Origin of the sequence: Streptomyces sp. NPDC093795 (genome assembly GCF_044764665.1) — a bacterium.
Classification (GTDB): domain Bacteria; phylum Actinomycetota; class Actinomycetes; order Streptomycetales; family Streptomycetaceae; genus Streptomyces.
In genome coordinates this window covers 65,461-79,091 of record NZ_JBIWIO010000018.1, presented here as the reverse complement: position 1 = coordinate 79,091, position 13,631 = coordinate 65,461, and the positions used below count along the sequence as shown (strand labels likewise).

Sequence of the window (13,631 nt, the reverse complement as noted above, 5' to 3'; positions counted from 1 at the left end):
CCCGAACGCATCCTCGTCGGCGGCTGGGCCGGCCTCCAACTGGGCACCCGCTTCCTCGAAACGGTCAAGAACTACGCCACGGAGTACGCCCTGAAGTACCCGGCGAGCCGCACCGGCATCGACCTGGGCACCCTCGGCCCGGAGGCGGTCACGGTCGGCGCGGCCCTGCTCCCCCTGGTCGACTTCTTCGCCCAGGGAGGCCGCCGCCCCGAAACCGAACCCACCACACCGGCCCCCGCCTGGCAATCGGCCCTCCAGGACCGCGTGTCCACCTGAGGCGCGGCACGTGGCCGGGGGCTTCCCGCTTGCCTGGCATATCGAATATCGATAGATTGTTATCGCTAGTCGATCTAAGGGGATGTGATGGGGAAGCTGAAGGTGCTTGCGCTACGTGCGGTCCTTGCGGTGCTGTTCGCCGGTTCGGTCTTCGTCGAGGTGGTGATGGTTCCGCTCCTCGCGACCGACCTTGAGGAGCTGAAGCCGGAGTACGCGTACCTGCGGACCCCGCTTCTCGTGATCATGGTGCTGGGGCTGCTGACGGCTCAGACCGTTCTCGTCTCGGTGTGGCGGCTGGTGACGATGGTGCGGCGGGGGACGGTGTTCTCGCCTGCGGCCTTCCGGTACGTCGATGTCATCACCGGCGCCTTCACGGTGGGCGCCGCCCTGGTGTTCGCGTTCGCCGTCGTCCTGGCGCCGGGGGAGGCGGTCGCTCCGGGCATCGTCCTGCTGATCTGCGGGGCGAGCCTCGCCGTGCTCGGCGTCGCGCTGATCGTGCTCGTGCTGCGGATGCTGCTCGCCCAGGCCGTCGCGCGTGACGTCGAGGCGACGAGGATGCAGGACGAACTCGCCGAGGTGATCTGATGCCGATCGTCGTCGACATCGACGTGATGCTCGCCAGGCGCAAGATGTCCGTGGGACAACTCGCGGAGCGCGTGGACATCACCCCCGCCAACCTCGCCGTACTCAAGAACGGCCGCGCCAAGGCAGTACGCTTCACGACCCTCGCCGCCCTCTGTGAAGTGCTCGAATGCCAGCCGGGAGACCTCCTGCGCTGGGAGGCGGAGACTCCCGTCGACGTGACCGCGGCCGAGGCGGAGCCTCTCTCGCCGACGTGACCGCGGCAGTCGCCGAGGGACCGCGGGGCGGGTGACGAGCGCTCACGGCTGAGGGGCGAGGAGCCGGTTCACATGGTTCCTCGTCCCGGCGCGGTGGTGCGGTCGGCCCACACGTACTCCATCTGGTGCGCGGGGCGAAGGGCGAGTGGCTCCCACCATGGGTGGTGGCGGGGCGGCCGTAGAGCGCCCCGGGGGCGGCGAGCAGGAAGGCCCCCGTACAGATGCTGAACGTCAGCACGGAGGTCTTCCGGCGCCGGGCCGGCCAGTCGATGACGGCCGCGTCGGCCTCGACCGCCGTGGTGACACCGCCGGGAATCACCAGCACACGGAGTCGCCGGCCGAGTGGGCCCGACCGTCGCGGGCTTCCGTCACCACTCCCGGCATTCGACGGGCGTCGGCCCCTCGACCTACCGGCGCCAGTTCCGACGCTGACGGCACCGCCGCGGACCGTACTGACCTGTCGCAGTCAAGGCTGGTCGCTTCTCACGGAAGTTGAGCGCGCATGGTGCCGGAATTACCGGTTTTTGAGTACGCATTCCAGAGGCGTTGGGCTGGGCGTTGCTCCATTGTCGAGGCAGACCCGCACGACCGGAGCGCCGCCGGCAACGTCTGCCGGCACATCGAAGCTGAATTTCTGGCTGTCACCGTTGCATACCGCGAAGGGACTCATCCCCATGCTCAGTTGCCTGCCCGCCGAGTCGAGGGTGTAGGCCGTAGTCCCCCGGCAGCTCGCGACCGCCTTGTGCTCCCCGGCCACGCGGACCGCCCGGTTGTACCAGGTGATGGTTCCCTTCGTGTACGTGTTCCCCACGACGACCTCAAACGACTTGACCGGATAGTCGGAGGTGCTGGCGCTGGCCAACGGCGCGCTCACGAGCATGCTCGCCGTCAGTGCAACGGTGCCAAGAGCGGCAGCAAGAGGGTGGCGCATGCGGTCTCCCTGAGGTGAGCCTGTCGCGGCTGTCGGTGAAGAACCATCAGTCTCTGGGCGCCGCATCGGCAGCGTCCATGCTATATCGGGCCAATCACCCAGCGGCTGAAAGTGTGGGGCGAACTACGTCCGATCCGCTTGTCAAGACGGAACGGCTTCGAACGGTTCCATCAAATGCTCGACCAGGAAAGCCCGGCGACCAGCCTTCGATGAGAACGCTCAACCTTCGCTGGGACAGGTCACGTACGACCTCACACGGAATGGCAGGAACGAAGCCGCACGCGATTCGTACGCGGATCGTACGGTGATAGTGCGCGATCCGTACGGTTCATTGGGTAGGGTCTCGACAGGAGGTCCTCTCATGTCCGAATTGTTCGAGGCGGTCGACGCACTGCTCGCGTCCCGTGCCACGCTGCCCCCGCCGGAGGAGCGCAAGCGGCTGCGTACGGCGCACGGGCTGACCCTGGACGAGGTCGCCGCCGCGCTGAAGGTACGCAGGGCCACGGTCAGCGGCTGGGAGTCGGGCAGGACGGAGGCCCGCCCACCGGAGCGCGACGCGTACGCGCGCCTCCTCGCCGGCCTCGCGCAGCTCTACCCCGCCCCGACGACGCCCACGACAGCGCCCGACGGATCCGGGGGAGTACCCGAGACGCCCACCGGCCGGACGGCCCCGGCGCCGCAGACCCCGGTCATGACCGAGGACAGGAACCCCCAGACCGTCCCGGCCCCCTCCGCCGAGCAGACCCAGCACCCCGCACCGCCCCTGGCGCGCACCTCCGGGAACACCTCGACGCCCCGCCGCCCCGGCACGCGGACGGCGGCCCCGGCCGGTACTCCAGCCAGCACCCCAGCGGGCACCCCGGCGAGCACCGGAACCGACCCGCGCTTCGCGAACGGCCCGCTCGCGGTGGTCGATGTCGACACCGACGGACAGGTGTCGGCGTACTGCCCCGGCGGCCTGGTCCTGGACGTGCCCGCCAAGTCCGTACCGGCCCTGGTCGACTGGACACTGACGGAAGGCAGACTCGGGCAGCCGAAGCTGTCCGGCCCCGGCAAGGACGCCGACCCGCTCCTCGTCCTCACCGCTGCCGCCCTGGAGCGCTACGGCCTGCCGGTCACCCTCACCGAGGAGGAGCAGCTCGCCGGACGGATCCCCGACGGCCACAAAGTCATCAGGCAACTCACACGCGCCGACTGGAAACTGACCGGGCGTGGCTTCGGTCCGTGGGCGCGGATCTACCGCCCCGCCACGGGATCGGAGCGGTCCTGCGTGCAACTGTGCATCCCGTCCTGGAACGCGCTCGACACCCGGCACTGGGGCACAGCCGCCCAGCTGGCCCCGCCGGAACTCGCCCGCGTCCTGGGCGTTTTCGCGACCAGGGTGATGACGCCGCGCGGCTCCACAGCGGTGACCGGCCTGGAACTCATGACCGCCCTCCACCCGCCGACCCGCGCCTCCGCACCCGACGCCGACGGCCGCAGGCACTCCGAGTACAACCCCGGCTCGCTGGGGAAGGATCCGGTGGACCCGGCGCCGTGCGAGGCGCCCGACGGCCACCCCGTACTCAAGGACCTGCCCCGGTTCCACATCCGAGGCCCCGCCGAGAAGGTCTTCGAGGAGGCGTACGACTGGGCCCGGCCCATGACGGACGACGAATGCACCCGCCGCAACCTGGTCGGCCTCGACGTGAACATGGCCTTCGCCGCCGGTGCCAACGGCCTGGTCGTCGGCCTCGGCGCGCCGACCCACGTCAGGCAGCCGGTCTTCGACCCGAAGCAGCCCGGCTCGTGGCTGGTCGACCTGTCCCATGCCGATCTGTCACGGGTGAAGCTGGCCAAGGACAAGTGGGCCGAGCTTGACGGCACCCTGCTGCCGAGCCCGTTCACCCCGAAGGGCGACCGCCCCGAGGGCCCGGCGTGGTACGCGACCCCGACCGTCGCGTACGCGGTGGAACTCGGCTACGACGTCCAGCCGATCGAGGCCTGGGTCCGGTACGACACCGGCCGCTACCTGGACGGCTGGTACAGCCGGCTCCGTGACGCCTACCTCGCCACGATGGCCGACCTCGGCGTCACCGCCGACATCCCGCCGGAGGAGTTCCTGAAGGCGATGGACGGCTATCAGAGCCGTGACCCGGAACTCGCCACCGTCGTCTCGGCGATCAAGGCGACCGTGAAGGGCGGCCTGGGCAAGCTGCGCGAACGCCCGCGCGGGGAGGGCTGGCGGCCGGGCGAGCCGTGGCGGGCCCTGTCCCGCCCGACGTGGCGGCCGGACATCCGCGCCGCTGTCATCTCCCGTACGCGCGTCAACCTCCACCGCAAGATCGTCAAGCACGCCGCGTTCACCGGCCAGTACCCGGTCGCGATCCTCTCCGACTGCGTCGTGTACGCCGTCGACGGCGAGAGCCCGCTGGACTTCCTGCCCTACCGCCAGGGCAAGCCGCTGCCGGGCGGCTTCAAGCTCGGCGTGAACCCCGGCCTGGTGAAGTGGGAAGGCACCCAGACCGTCCTGTGGGGAGAAGGCGTCCGGGAGCAGTTCGACGCCCCCGCGCTCAACCTCGCCCGCTACATCAAGGACGGCACCGTCACCGACGCCGACGGCGGAGAGTAGGAGCACACGATGACCCTGTTCGGGGACGGCCTCGACAAGGCGGTGCAGCAGGCGTTCACCCGCCCGGCGCCCAAGAGCGCCGGCGCGCAGATGCGATACCTGGTCAAGCAGTACAAGGGCACCAAGGCCGTCGCCCAGATGCTGCGGATCTCCCAGCGCACGGTCGAGCGGTACGTGAAGGACCAGATCAAGACGCCGCGCCCGGACCTGGCCGCGCGCCTGGACCGCGCGGTGAAGGCCCGCTGGCAACCGCAGGTCAAGGCCAAGGCCCGCGAGAAGGCGGCGTCGACCGGCGGCATCGTCATCGACACCCGCGCCCGCCTCGGCTACACCGCGCCGATCGGCTCCACGGACCAGGACCGCATCCGGCACCTGACCGTCGCCCTGCCCCCGCAGTACGCCGCCCGCCTCTTCGACGCACAGGAAGCCGGCGCCACCGACGCCCATCTGAGGGAGATCGCCGCCGAGGCGCTCAAGGAGGTGTACTTCCAGGACAGCGGCCGTCGAGCCGGGAGTTTGGAGGAGGTCCGTTTCACGGACATCGAGCACCTCGAGTTCGGCCTGTAGGGGCCGTCACGGTGCGTCGCGTAGCTGCAGAAGATAGGTCGCGGTCAGCGCCACGGCACGGTCCTTGTCATGTGATAGCTCCTCGAGGACATGCGACGCTGTACTCCCCGGGACGTCTGCCAGTGCTTGGGTCAGCCGCACGCGCACGGTCGCTTCGGCGGCGTCGGCCGTGAGGCGGTCGACGAGCCCGGTGGCGACCTGCTCCGCCGTCGCGGGGTCGTTCGCCAGCGAGCTCAGCGCATCGGCCGCGTCGGTGTCGTTCCTTCCTTCCACGATCATGTCGAGGAGCGTCGGGATCGCATCGTTCACCCCTCGTGTCCCCAGGGCCAGGGCTGCATGCCCGCGGACTACGGCATCGGGGTGTGTGAGGGCGTGGCGCAGCCGGGCGGCGGCCTCATCGCCGGGCAGCTCGGTAAGGGACTGGACGGCTCGTTCCCGTACCGCGGCTACTGCTGAGTCGAGGCCTTCCGCGAGCAGCGCCGTACCACCGTCGCCTGATCGTGCCAGGGCCCATTGCAGGGCTCCGGCGACGACGGGATCCGCCTCGTTCAGTACCGCCTCGACGAGAGCTTCCACCGGAACCGGAACCTCGTCGGCGGAGGAAAGGGCCGCGCGCTGACGCGCGTCGGCGCTCGTCGACCTCAGGGCCTGGAGGATCGCGACGACCTGGAGGACATCTTCCCAGTCGGAGGGTTCGGTGGCGTCGATCCGGCGGAGCTGCGTGAGCAGCTCGGTCTCGGCCGCGATGCGCTCCCGCGTCTGACGGACGAGGTCGGTGACGAGCGCCGAAGGAGTGAAGCCGGGATCGTCGAGCGCACGCCCGATCTCACGCAGCGAGAGGCCCAGCGACCGAAGGCTCTCGATATGGAAGATCCGCCGGATGTCGTCACCGGAGTACTCCCGGTAGCCGGAGCCCGTACGGCCCGAAGGCCGTACCAGGCCGAGCGCTTCGTAATGCCTGAGCATGCGGGCACTGACCCCGGACCGTCGCGCCACCTCACCGATCAACACGCCCTATCATCCCTCCTGGCCGGACCCGCCGAGTGCCACGACGCGTTTCGCCTCCTCGATCGCGAACTCGAAGCCGGCGTCCGGGTCGTGCAGCAGTCGTTCCGTGGCGAGCGCGTGCGCCCGCACACGCCGGTCGGAGGCCGTCGAGGCAGCGCGCAGAGCCGGCATGACGGCGTCGCCCAGTTCGACCAGCGCCCGGCTGAGACTCAGCTGGGTCTCCCGCTCGCCGCGCCCGAGCTGGGTCGCGAGCACAGCGGCCAGCCCGGCCTCCTCACCCTCCGGTACGAGGATGACGGCGGCCCGCCAGGCGCTCCTCGCCACGTCGTCGTCGCCGTCGGACAGAAGCGCCCGGGTGATCGAGGGCCACGCCTGACGGTCTCCGATCTTGGAAAGGGTGTGCAGGGCCTGGCTCCGTGCCTGCGCGCCCTGAGACCGGAGTTCACGGAGCAGTGCGGGGAGGGTGAGAGATACGGGGTGCCGTGTGAGTGCCCAGGTCAGCATGTCGCGGACGAAGAACTCCGGCTCGATGGCGCTGCGCTCGATGAGCTTGTCGACGAAGCGTGCGTCCGGTGTCGTACCGGCCGCGAGTGCCGCGCGCAGCCGTACGGACGAGCGGTCGTCGTCCAGGCCCTGAAGCGTTCGCGGGATATCGGTGTCCTGCTTGATCGTGGTCATCGGGACCACCTCCTCGGCGAGCAGTGAAGTCCTTGTCACCGTGTCAAGGTCAAGCGGTCCTTACGGGGAAGCGGGGAAAAGGAGCGGGTCCGGGGGCGTAGCCTGCCCCCGGACCCTGTCGGTGCCGCTCACATCACACGCCGGCACGCTTGAGGACCCGGGTCATTCGTCATTGCGTCGCGTCCTGCCTTTGGACCACCGCCGATCGAGCTCGGCGGACCAGATTCGAACTGGCATTTCGACGCACCAGGGCCCGGGCCCGGTCGATCCGGCGATGAGCGGCGCATGCTGAGTCTGGAGCAATAGTCTGAGATTGACCGCGGTCTGCCTCTGCCTGGTTGGGCCATCCCGGCGGGAAGTGCCGGGAGGAGGACTCGAACCTCCACTTCAACCGCGGATGTCACGACAAGGCTCAGCTTCAGCTTTGCGCTCCTCGCGCACCCCGACCGCGGTTCCGCGACCGGGGAGTTGGTGGTGTCCCGGCTACCCGAAGAGGTAGCCGAAGACGGCGTCGCCGGTCCGCTGGTCGGTGACTTCGGCGCTGTTGGCCTCCTCGCGGGCGAACTTGACCGCCTGCTGGAGCTTCTCCACGCGCTCGAGCAGCTCGTTGACCCGCCGGGCCGGCAGCGCGCCCGAGAACTTGACCGTGGTCCAGTATCCGACCGGTATGTCCTCGTAGTAGACCTCGACCTGCGCGGGGTGCTTGTCCGTGGCCTCCGCCTTGACGTGGTTGCGCGGTACCTTCTTCGTACGGACCGTGCGGACGACCTCCGTCTTCCACGCGTCCGTCGACGGGTCCTGCGTCCACGACTCGGCGGCGTCCAGCACCGGAAGCTTGCGGACGAAGGTGTTGATGTCCGTCAGCTGCTTCTCCAGGAAGAGCAGATACGCGACGGGCACCCGCTCCACGAGCACGCGCCCGTCGACCGAGACGTCGGCGCGGGCTTCGCAGTTCGCCCAGTCCTTGGTGGCCGTCACGTCGAAGAGACGGGTCAGCGCCCGCGCGGTGTCGCGCAGCACGTCCTCGGCCTTCACCTGCACCAGTGTCGACTCGGGCGGCAGCTGCTCGCCCTCCTCGTCCTTCGGCTGGTACGTACGGGAGATGCCGGCGAGCAACGCGGGCTTCTGCAGGCCGTGATGAGCCGCCGTCAGGTCCTGGTGCGCCCGGGACTTGACGCCCTTCTCCACTGCGATGATCTGGTTGAGTTTCGTTGCCACGCCGCTGACCTTAGACCGACGACCACGACCGGTCGAACGCTTTTACGACCCGACCGCACCGAAAATCGCCCAGTTCGCTGCGCAGCACCCCGGCACTGCTGAGGGGGCGTGCGGGTCGACGCCTCCGCGGCCCTGATGCTCGTGCGGGCGGGCGATCGGCGCCTTGTGGGGCCGTCGCGGGCCGGGAGGGGGGCGAGCCTGGTCACCGCCCGCCCGGCGCTCCTGGAGGGGTGGTGTCCTGGGTGGCTGGGCCGGGTCCGGTTGGGGTTGCTGCTGGTGGTGGTGGTGCAGGCGGATGGGTGCTGTGCGCAGTCCCCGGTGCGCGCCTGCTGGGGTTTCAGCGGTGCATGGGGTGTCAGCGATGCATGGTGGTCTCCCGGTGGATGCGTGTCAGCTTCTCGGGGTTGCGGACGGCGTAGAGCCCGGTGATGAGGCCGCCCTCGAGGCGTACCGCCAGGACGGTGTCGATCTCGCCGCCCGTGCGCAGGATGAGTGCCGGGTGGCCGTTCAACTGTGCCGGTTGCAGGGCCGTGGACGTGAGCCTGCTGAGCAGATGGGCCACTGCATGGGCGCCGATGACGGGTTGTAGTGCGGCCGGTACGGCTCCGCCGCCGTCGGTGAGGAGTACGACGTCGGGGGCGATCATGTCGAGCAGGTGCTGCAAGTCGCCTGTTTCGATGGCGTGTTGGAAGGCCGTGAGCGCGTGGCGTGTCTGGGCGGGGGAGACGGCTTCGTGTGGTCGGCGTGCCGCGATGTGGGTTCGTGCGCGGTGGGCGATCTGCCGGACCGCGGCGGGGGTCTTGTCGACGGCCTGTGCGATGTCGTCGTAGGCGAGGTCGAAGACGTCGCGGAGCACGAACACGGCACGCTCGGTCGGCGCGAGCGTCTCCAGCACGAGCAGCATGGCCATGGAGACACTGTCGGCCAGCTCGACGTCCTCGGCGACATCGGGCGCGGTGAGCAGGGGCTCGGGCAGCCAGGGCCCGACGTAGGACTCCTTGCGCCGGCGCAGCGTACGCAGCCGGGTCAGTGCCTGGCGGGTGGTGATGCGGACCAGGAAGGCACGCGGGTCCCGCACCGTGGTGTGGTCGACGACCGCCCAGCGCAGCCAGGTCTCCTGGAGGACGTCCTCTGCGTCGGCGGCGGAGCCGAGCATCTCGTAGGCGACGGTGAACAGCAGGTTGCGGTGGGCGACGAACGCCTCGGTGGCACCGTCCATCCCCGTGGCGCGAGGCCCGTGCCCACTCACGCCGGTCACCCGCTCGGTGCGCTCGTCCATCGTCGGCTCCTGCCTGTTGCGTGTCTCGTTCGTGTCGCGCACAAGACGCCGCCGCTCACGGCTTTGTGACACAGAAGCTCGGTGGCCGTCGTCACATCGCTGCGCTGTCACAAAGCCGTGGCGACCGGCGCCTTGTGTGCGTCAGGACGCTGCACGGACGGTCCGCGCGGCACACGATTCGATATGCGAGGACGTGGTGATGGAACCCCGTATGAACCTGTTCGCTCACGAGATCGGCGCCAGGATCGGTAAGCGGATCTTCGCCGTCAGCCAGGTGATCCGGCAGTCGTCGCTGCCGGAGCCGACGCAGGAGCTGGTGCAGCTGCGTGCCAGCCAGATCAACGGCTGCGGTTTCTGTGTCGACATCCACACCAAGGACGCCGCGGCCGCCGGTGAGACCTCCGCCCGGCTGAACCTGGTAGCCGCCTGGCGTCACTCCACGGTGTTCACGGAGGCCGAGCGTGCCGCGCTGGCCCTGACCGAGGAGGGCACACGGATCATCGACGGCTATGAGGGTGTCCGCGACGAGACCTGGGCCCGCGTGCGCAGGCACTACGACGACGACCAGGTCGTCGCGCTGGTCTCGCTGATCGCCATGATCAACGCGACCAACCGTCTCGGCGTGATCCTCAACAACCAGGGCGGCGCCTACGAGCCCGGCAGCCTCGCCACCGTCGCCGTCTGATCACCCTTGACGCCGGCGGGCAACGCGGGCTTCAGCGGGCCGGCCCTCGACCGTTCGATCAGGGCCGGCCCCCGAGCTGGGCGTCCCCGTTCCCGATGACGTGACGCGATCGGTGTCTGCTCTCACAGGGCACCCAGTACGAAGATCCCGACGATGAAGGCCAGGAACACGAAGGCGACCCAGCCAACGCCGAGCGCGAGCCCCAGTCCCGAGGTGGGCAGGGGGGTCGGCGACGTGCTCCTGGTGGAGTGACCCCGCGTGCTGTGCTTCACCTTGCTGGCGCGACGTCCGGCGGGCCGCCGCGCTCCGCATCGCGCCCGCCGAACTTGCCGCAACGCGCAGCCCGTTCCGGTCCTGTCATGGGGCCCGCTCGGTCGATCGGTGTGACTGGCCCGAACCCGCCCTGCGGCGTGTCGGCCTCTTGAGGGTTCGTGTCTGTGGCACGCCGGCTGCGTCCCGTCTCCACTGCGGTATGCCGCCAGACCGCTCCGCGCGGAGCCCAGCGTGAGACCGGTTCCGATGCCGGTGGGGGCCGGGTGGCAGCTCGGCGCCGACGGGGTCTGGCGGACGGATGAGGCGGCCGTGACGGACCACCACCGTGATGCCGGATGGGGAGATGAAGTCCCCCTGCACCGGGCCCGCTGCGAACACCTCTTCCATTAGCCCCGGAGCGGGAGCCGTTGATCTTCGCGTACGGATGACGCGGCGCCCCTCACGTCGCCCCCCCCACCTCTGCTCCGAGGCGGAACCACGCCCGGTAAGGAGGCCCAGAAGGTCGACGCCGCGGACGGTGACGTTCTCACCCAGCTGACCCGCCGGCACACCGCTCTCCCTTGAGGGCGAGCTCGTCGAACAACTTCCTTGTGCATCAGGCGCCCTTGGCGCAGGTCCGGCAGATCTCGCAGTTCCGGCAGGTCCGGCTCGGAGGACGGGCGGAACTGGTGGCGGCTGGTCTCGCCCGCGTGAACGTCCCCTTCGATGCCCAACCCGGCGATCAGTCTGACGGACATTCGGTGAGGTCTGCTGACCGAGTACATCTCACTGCTGCTCACCGCCACCACCCGGCCGTACACCCCCTCGTTCCCTGTACTCCGCCGGTGTGCAATGCCGGTCATAAGGACACGGCGTCGGACTCCACGGGCCGGAAACATCCTGCCGCGTGACAGGCCGTTCCGTCCGGATCAACGCCGCCGGCTCCGGCCGCGGCTGTGTGCACCGAACCAAGGGCTAACCCGTACACGGCCTCCGGGTCAGGGGCGCCGGGTGGCCAGGGTGATCGACGTGGGGTGATGCAAGGTCGAGCGGGCCGTCGCATGTCCAGGTCTCACCGTCGTACGGGCAGTCCGAAGTTGTCCCACGGCAGTTCGGGGTCGCCCGTGGCGGGACTGAGCACATGGCGTGCGAGCACGCGTCGCCTGGCCTCGCCACCCGCGCAGGACGCGAGCAGGGACGTGCAGCGCCACATGCAGGGCGGGCTGTGGGAGGAACTTGAGGAGTTCTCCTCGGCAGAAGTCGGCGGTGTGCCGGTGAGCGGTCCTTTCCGCAGCCGCAGCCGCAGCCGCAGCCGCAGCCGTAGCCGTCGCCGTGTCGGGCCGGCTCGGCCTCCTCGTCGAGCCGAGGTGGTAGAGGTCGTGGAAGCTCTGGAACGGCTCCGACTCGCAAGCCGGCAGACGCACTGAATACGGCAAGCTCGCCCCGACCAGTACGGCAAGTTCGCCCCGCCCGCCGCATCGAGGAGCACGCTGCGGGGTCCGAGGCTGGTCACGCCGGGTCCCTCGCTGTCGACGTCCCGACCGGGTGTGTCTCCGCTCAGAACAGGCCGAGGACGGACCAGTCCTGGGCCTTCGTACCGATCTGCACGAATCTGGTTGACATGCCGCAGATCCTGAAAACAGCAGGCCTGCCTCAGACTGAGAGCAGGTCCACCACGAAGATCAACGTAGAGCCCGCAGGGATCAGTGGCGAGGGTGACTGCTTGCCGTAGCCGAGGCGCGGGGGGACGATGATCTCGCGCCGGCCGCCGACCTTCATCCCCCTGATTCCCCGGTCCCAGCCCTTGATGACCCTGCCACCGCCCACGGCGAACTTGAACGGCTGGCCGCGGTCCCAGGAGGCATCGAACTCCTTTCCGGTCTCGTAGGTGACCCCGACATAGTGGACGCGGACGACTCTGCCCGGCTTCGCCTCGTCCCCGTCCCCGACGACGAGGTCCCGGATCGTCAGCTCGGTGGGAGCGTCACCCTGCGGAACATCGATCTCGGGCTTCGTCCGTTCACTCATCGCAGCCTCATCCCTCTCCGCCGGAAGCCCTCGTAGGGAGCAGCCGGCCACATGGTCACTCCATGCGGTAGACGATCACGTTACCGAGTACGCCGGCCCCGCAGAGCGCACCAATCCCGAGGGAACACGGCACGTGTACGGGAACCGCCCGGTGCCCAGCACACCGCACGAGACCGACCGGGAACGCCCACGAGGGGTTCGGCTGCGGTTCGACGGCTCTGAGCAGGCACACGCGCTCGTTTGCGCTGATCGGTCCTTCGTAAAAGTCTCGTCCTCCAGCCACGCCCGCACGGCGGAGGCGGCCTGCACGAGGTCAGGCACGCTGGCTTCGGGCTGTTCCTGTTCCGGTGACAGACTCTGCTGTTCCTTGGGCTGCCTAGGGTGTTCTTCGAGGAGCTCGTACTCGGCACGTGTGCTCTGCAGCAGCGCACGCCAGGACGCGACGGTGGGACGCCTGCGAAGCAAGGCGCGTCGTGGGGTCTTCTTGGTGCCAGGGGCCGGTGGTGAGGCGCCTGGGGCGTGTCCTGGCGCCTTGCGGCGCCCGGACCGGGCGCTGCGCGCGCTCACGCCCCTGTGTGCGCCGATGCCGTCCGTGAGAGGGGAGGGCCGCTCCGTTCTCCGGCGCCACCTGCGAAGCCATACGGGATCTTCGCGGTGCGCACCGAGTGCTTGGTCTTGCCGCTGAGGGTGTCGACGGGCAGGCCGCGCGGGTGCAGGACGACGTCGCCGGCGAGGAGGGAACCGGGGCAGTGCCGGTTGTGCGGGTTCGCTCAGGCGCCGTGTCGCCGGGCGAACCGTCGAAGGTCCGTGGTGTGGGTGGCTTGTGCGGCGACTTTGAGGGCTGTCGTGTCAGGGACGGGTCGCCCCCAGCTCGGCCAACTGCTCTGGGTGGCAAGCTGATCGCCGGGCGCCTGGACACCGGCGAGATCGATGGGCAGGAGCTGGCCGACCTGGCCGCGGCCCTGCTCGTCGCGGGACACGAGACCACAGGCATCATGATCGCGCTCGCGACAAGGCTCCCAGCCCGCCCGCGCACCAACAGTTCGCCGTCCGGCCGCAACCTGTGGCCGCCGCGGCCGGCGGCAAGCGGCATCACGGTGGAGCACGCCCCGCCGAGAGACGTAACAGCGGAACAGTCGTACGAAACCGCTTACCCCTCCGACAAGCCGGACTGAAGCTCCTGTAGATCGTCAAGCCGGGCTGCGAGGTCCATAGGATGCGTTCGTGGCTCGGTCTGGTGAGGTGAAGGCGACGTTCTG

General features: G+C 69.5%; 14 protein-coding genes and 4 pseudogenes. 7 read left to right on the top strand and 11 right to left on the bottom strand.

Going from position 1 to position 13,631, the window contains the following annotated elements:
- The 3 genes and pseudogenes from ACIRB7_RS33465 to ACIRB7_RS33455 all read left to right on the top strand — a co-directional run.
- Positions 1-276, top strand: a pseudogene (locus ACIRB7_RS33465) (sugar kinase); the annotation flags it as partial.
- Between the two features lie 87 nt (positions 277-363).
- On the top strand, positions 364-861 hold the full coding sequence (locus ACIRB7_RS33460; RefSeq protein ID WP_403606555.1) for a DUF2975 domain-containing protein: 498 nt from the start codon (positions 364-366) through the stop codon (positions 859-861).
- The gene (locus tag ACIRB7_RS33455; protein ID WP_403606552.1) at positions 861-1,115 is read left to right on the top strand and encodes a helix-turn-helix domain-containing protein; all 255 of its coding nucleotides are present in this window, start codon (positions 861-863) and stop codon (positions 1,113-1,115) included. The genes ACIRB7_RS33460 and ACIRB7_RS33455 overlap by 1 nt, the downstream gene beginning before the upstream one ends.
- 166 nt (positions 1,116-1,281) lie before the next feature.
- Here ACIRB7_RS33455 and ACIRB7_RS33450 read toward each other — a convergent pair.
- Both ACIRB7_RS33450 and ACIRB7_RS33445 read right to left on the bottom strand, forming a co-directional pair.
- Positions 1,282-1,434: pseudogene (locus ACIRB7_RS33450) on the bottom strand (DJ-1/PfpI family protein); the annotation flags it as partial.
- Between the two features lie 195 nt (positions 1,435-1,629).
- Positions 1,630-2,046: a hypothetical protein gene (locus tag ACIRB7_RS33445; protein ID WP_403606549.1), complete on the bottom strand. Its 417-nt coding sequence runs from the start codon at positions 2,044-2,046 to the stop codon at positions 1,630-1,632.
- A 361-nt stretch (positions 2,047-2,407) separates the two neighbouring features.
- Between ACIRB7_RS33445 and tap the strand changes: the two genes are divergently transcribed.
- Both tap and tpg read left to right on the top strand, forming a co-directional pair.
- Positions 2,408-4,657: a telomere-associated protein Tap gene (tap, locus tag ACIRB7_RS33440; RefSeq protein WP_403606546.1), complete on the top strand. Its 2,250-nt coding sequence runs from the start codon at positions 2,408-2,410 to the stop codon at positions 4,655-4,657.
- Between the two features lie 9 nt (positions 4,658-4,666).
- Entirely contained in the window at positions 4,667-5,224 is a 558-nt protein-coding gene (gene tpg, locus ACIRB7_RS33435; protein WP_403606543.1) for a telomere-protecting terminal protein Tpg, read from the top strand.
- A gap of 6 nt (positions 5,225-5,230) precedes the next feature.
- Here tpg and ACIRB7_RS33430 read toward each other — a convergent pair whose 3' ends face one another.
- The 4 genes from ACIRB7_RS33430 to ACIRB7_RS33415 form a co-directional block, all read right to left on the bottom strand.
- Entirely contained in the window at positions 5,231-6,235 is a 1,005-nt protein-coding gene (locus tag ACIRB7_RS33430) for a MerR family transcriptional regulator (protein ID WP_403606540.1), read from the bottom strand.
- A 6-nt stretch (positions 6,236-6,241) separates the two neighbouring features.
- The gene (locus tag ACIRB7_RS33425) at positions 6,242-6,910 is read right to left on the bottom strand and encodes a HEAT repeat domain-containing protein (protein WP_403606567.1); all 669 of its coding nucleotides are present in this window, start codon (positions 6,908-6,910) and stop codon (positions 6,242-6,244) included.
- A 483-nt stretch (positions 6,911-7,393) separates the two neighbouring features.
- Complete coding sequence (locus ACIRB7_RS33420; protein ID WP_403606537.1) at positions 7,394-8,128, bottom strand: hypothetical protein; 735 nt, start codon at positions 8,126-8,128, stop codon at positions 7,394-7,396.
- A 355-nt stretch (positions 8,129-8,483) separates the two neighbouring features.
- Complete coding sequence (locus ACIRB7_RS33415; RefSeq protein ID WP_403606534.1) at positions 8,484-9,407, bottom strand: RNA polymerase sigma-70 factor; 924 nt, start codon at positions 9,405-9,407, stop codon at positions 8,484-8,486.
- A gap of 199 nt (positions 9,408-9,606) precedes the next feature.
- Between ACIRB7_RS33415 and ACIRB7_RS33410 the strand changes: the two genes are divergently transcribed.
- Positions 9,607-10,092, top strand: a complete 486-nt coding sequence (locus ACIRB7_RS33410; protein WP_403606532.1) for a carboxymuconolactone decarboxylase family protein — start codon at positions 9,607-9,609, stop codon at positions 10,090-10,092.
- A 122-nt stretch (positions 10,093-10,214) separates the two neighbouring features.
- Here ACIRB7_RS33410 and ACIRB7_RS33405 read toward each other — a convergent pair whose 3' ends face one another.
- The 5 genes and pseudogenes from ACIRB7_RS33405 to ACIRB7_RS33385 all read right to left on the bottom strand — a co-directional run.
- The gene (locus ACIRB7_RS33405) at positions 10,215-10,364 is read right to left on the bottom strand and encodes a hypothetical protein (RefSeq protein ID WP_403606529.1); all 150 of its coding nucleotides are present in this window, start codon (positions 10,362-10,364) and stop codon (positions 10,215-10,217) included.
- Positions 10,365-10,602: 238 nt separating this feature from the next.
- Positions 10,603-11,129: pseudogene (locus tag ACIRB7_RS33400) on the bottom strand (MOSC domain-containing protein); the annotation flags it as partial.
- Between the two features lie 287 nt (positions 11,130-11,416).
- On the bottom strand, positions 11,417-11,557 hold the full coding sequence (locus tag ACIRB7_RS33395; RefSeq protein ID WP_403606526.1) for a hypothetical protein: 141 nt from the start codon (positions 11,555-11,557) through the stop codon (positions 11,417-11,419).
- Between the two features lie 440 nt (positions 11,558-11,997).
- Positions 11,998-12,372 (bottom strand): FKBP-type peptidyl-prolyl cis-trans isomerase, encoded by a 375-nt coding sequence (locus tag ACIRB7_RS33390; protein ID WP_403606523.1) that lies wholly within the window; start codon positions 12,370-12,372, stop codon positions 11,998-12,000.
- Positions 12,373-12,768: 396 nt separating this feature from the next.
- Positions 12,769-12,849: pseudogene (locus ACIRB7_RS33385) on the bottom strand (WhiB family transcriptional regulator); the annotation flags it as partial.
- A 233-nt stretch (positions 12,850-13,082) separates the two neighbouring features.
- Here ACIRB7_RS33385 and ACIRB7_RS33380 point away from each other — a divergent pair.
- A complete protein-coding gene (locus tag ACIRB7_RS33380) occupies positions 13,083-13,547 on the top strand; it encodes a hypothetical protein (RefSeq protein ID WP_403606520.1) in 465 nt (154 codons plus the stop codon).
- Positions 13,548-13,631 lie beyond the last annotated feature (84 nt).

Coding starts and splice junctions, on each gene's coding strand:
- ACIRB7_RS33415 (WP_403606534.1), bottom strand. CDS start 9,407: ATGGACGAGCGCACCGAGCGGGTGACCGGCGTGAGTGGGCACGGGCCT.
- ACIRB7_RS33455 (WP_403606552.1), top strand. CDS start 861: ATGCCGATCGTCGTCGACATCGACGTGATGCTCGCCAGGCGCAAGATG.
- ACIRB7_RS33395 (WP_403606526.1), bottom strand. CDS start 11,557: ATGTGGCGCTGCACGTCCCTGCTCGCGTCCTGCGCGGGTGGCGAGGCC.
- ACIRB7_RS33460 (WP_403606555.1), top strand. CDS start 364: ATGGGGAAGCTGAAGGTGCTTGCGCTACGTGCGGTCCTTGCGGTGCTG.
- ACIRB7_RS33390 (WP_403606523.1), bottom strand. CDS start 12,372: ATGAGTGAACGGACGAAGCCCGAGATCGATGTTCCGCAGGGTGACGCT.
- tpg (WP_403606543.1), top strand. CDS start 4,667: ATGACCCTGTTCGGGGACGGCCTCGACAAGGCGGTGCAGCAGGCGTTC.
- ACIRB7_RS33410 (WP_403606532.1), top strand. CDS start 9,607: ATGGAACCCCGTATGAACCTGTTCGCTCACGAGATCGGCGCCAGGATC.
- tap (WP_403606546.1), top strand. CDS start 2,408: ATGTCCGAATTGTTCGAGGCGGTCGACGCACTGCTCGCGTCCCGTGCC.
- ACIRB7_RS33445 (WP_403606549.1), bottom strand. CDS start 2,046: ATGCGCCACCCTCTTGCTGCCGCTCTTGGCACCGTTGCACTGACGGCG.
- ACIRB7_RS33425 (WP_403606567.1), bottom strand. CDS start 6,910: ATGACCACGATCAAGCAGGACACCGATATCCCGCGAACGCTTCAGGGC.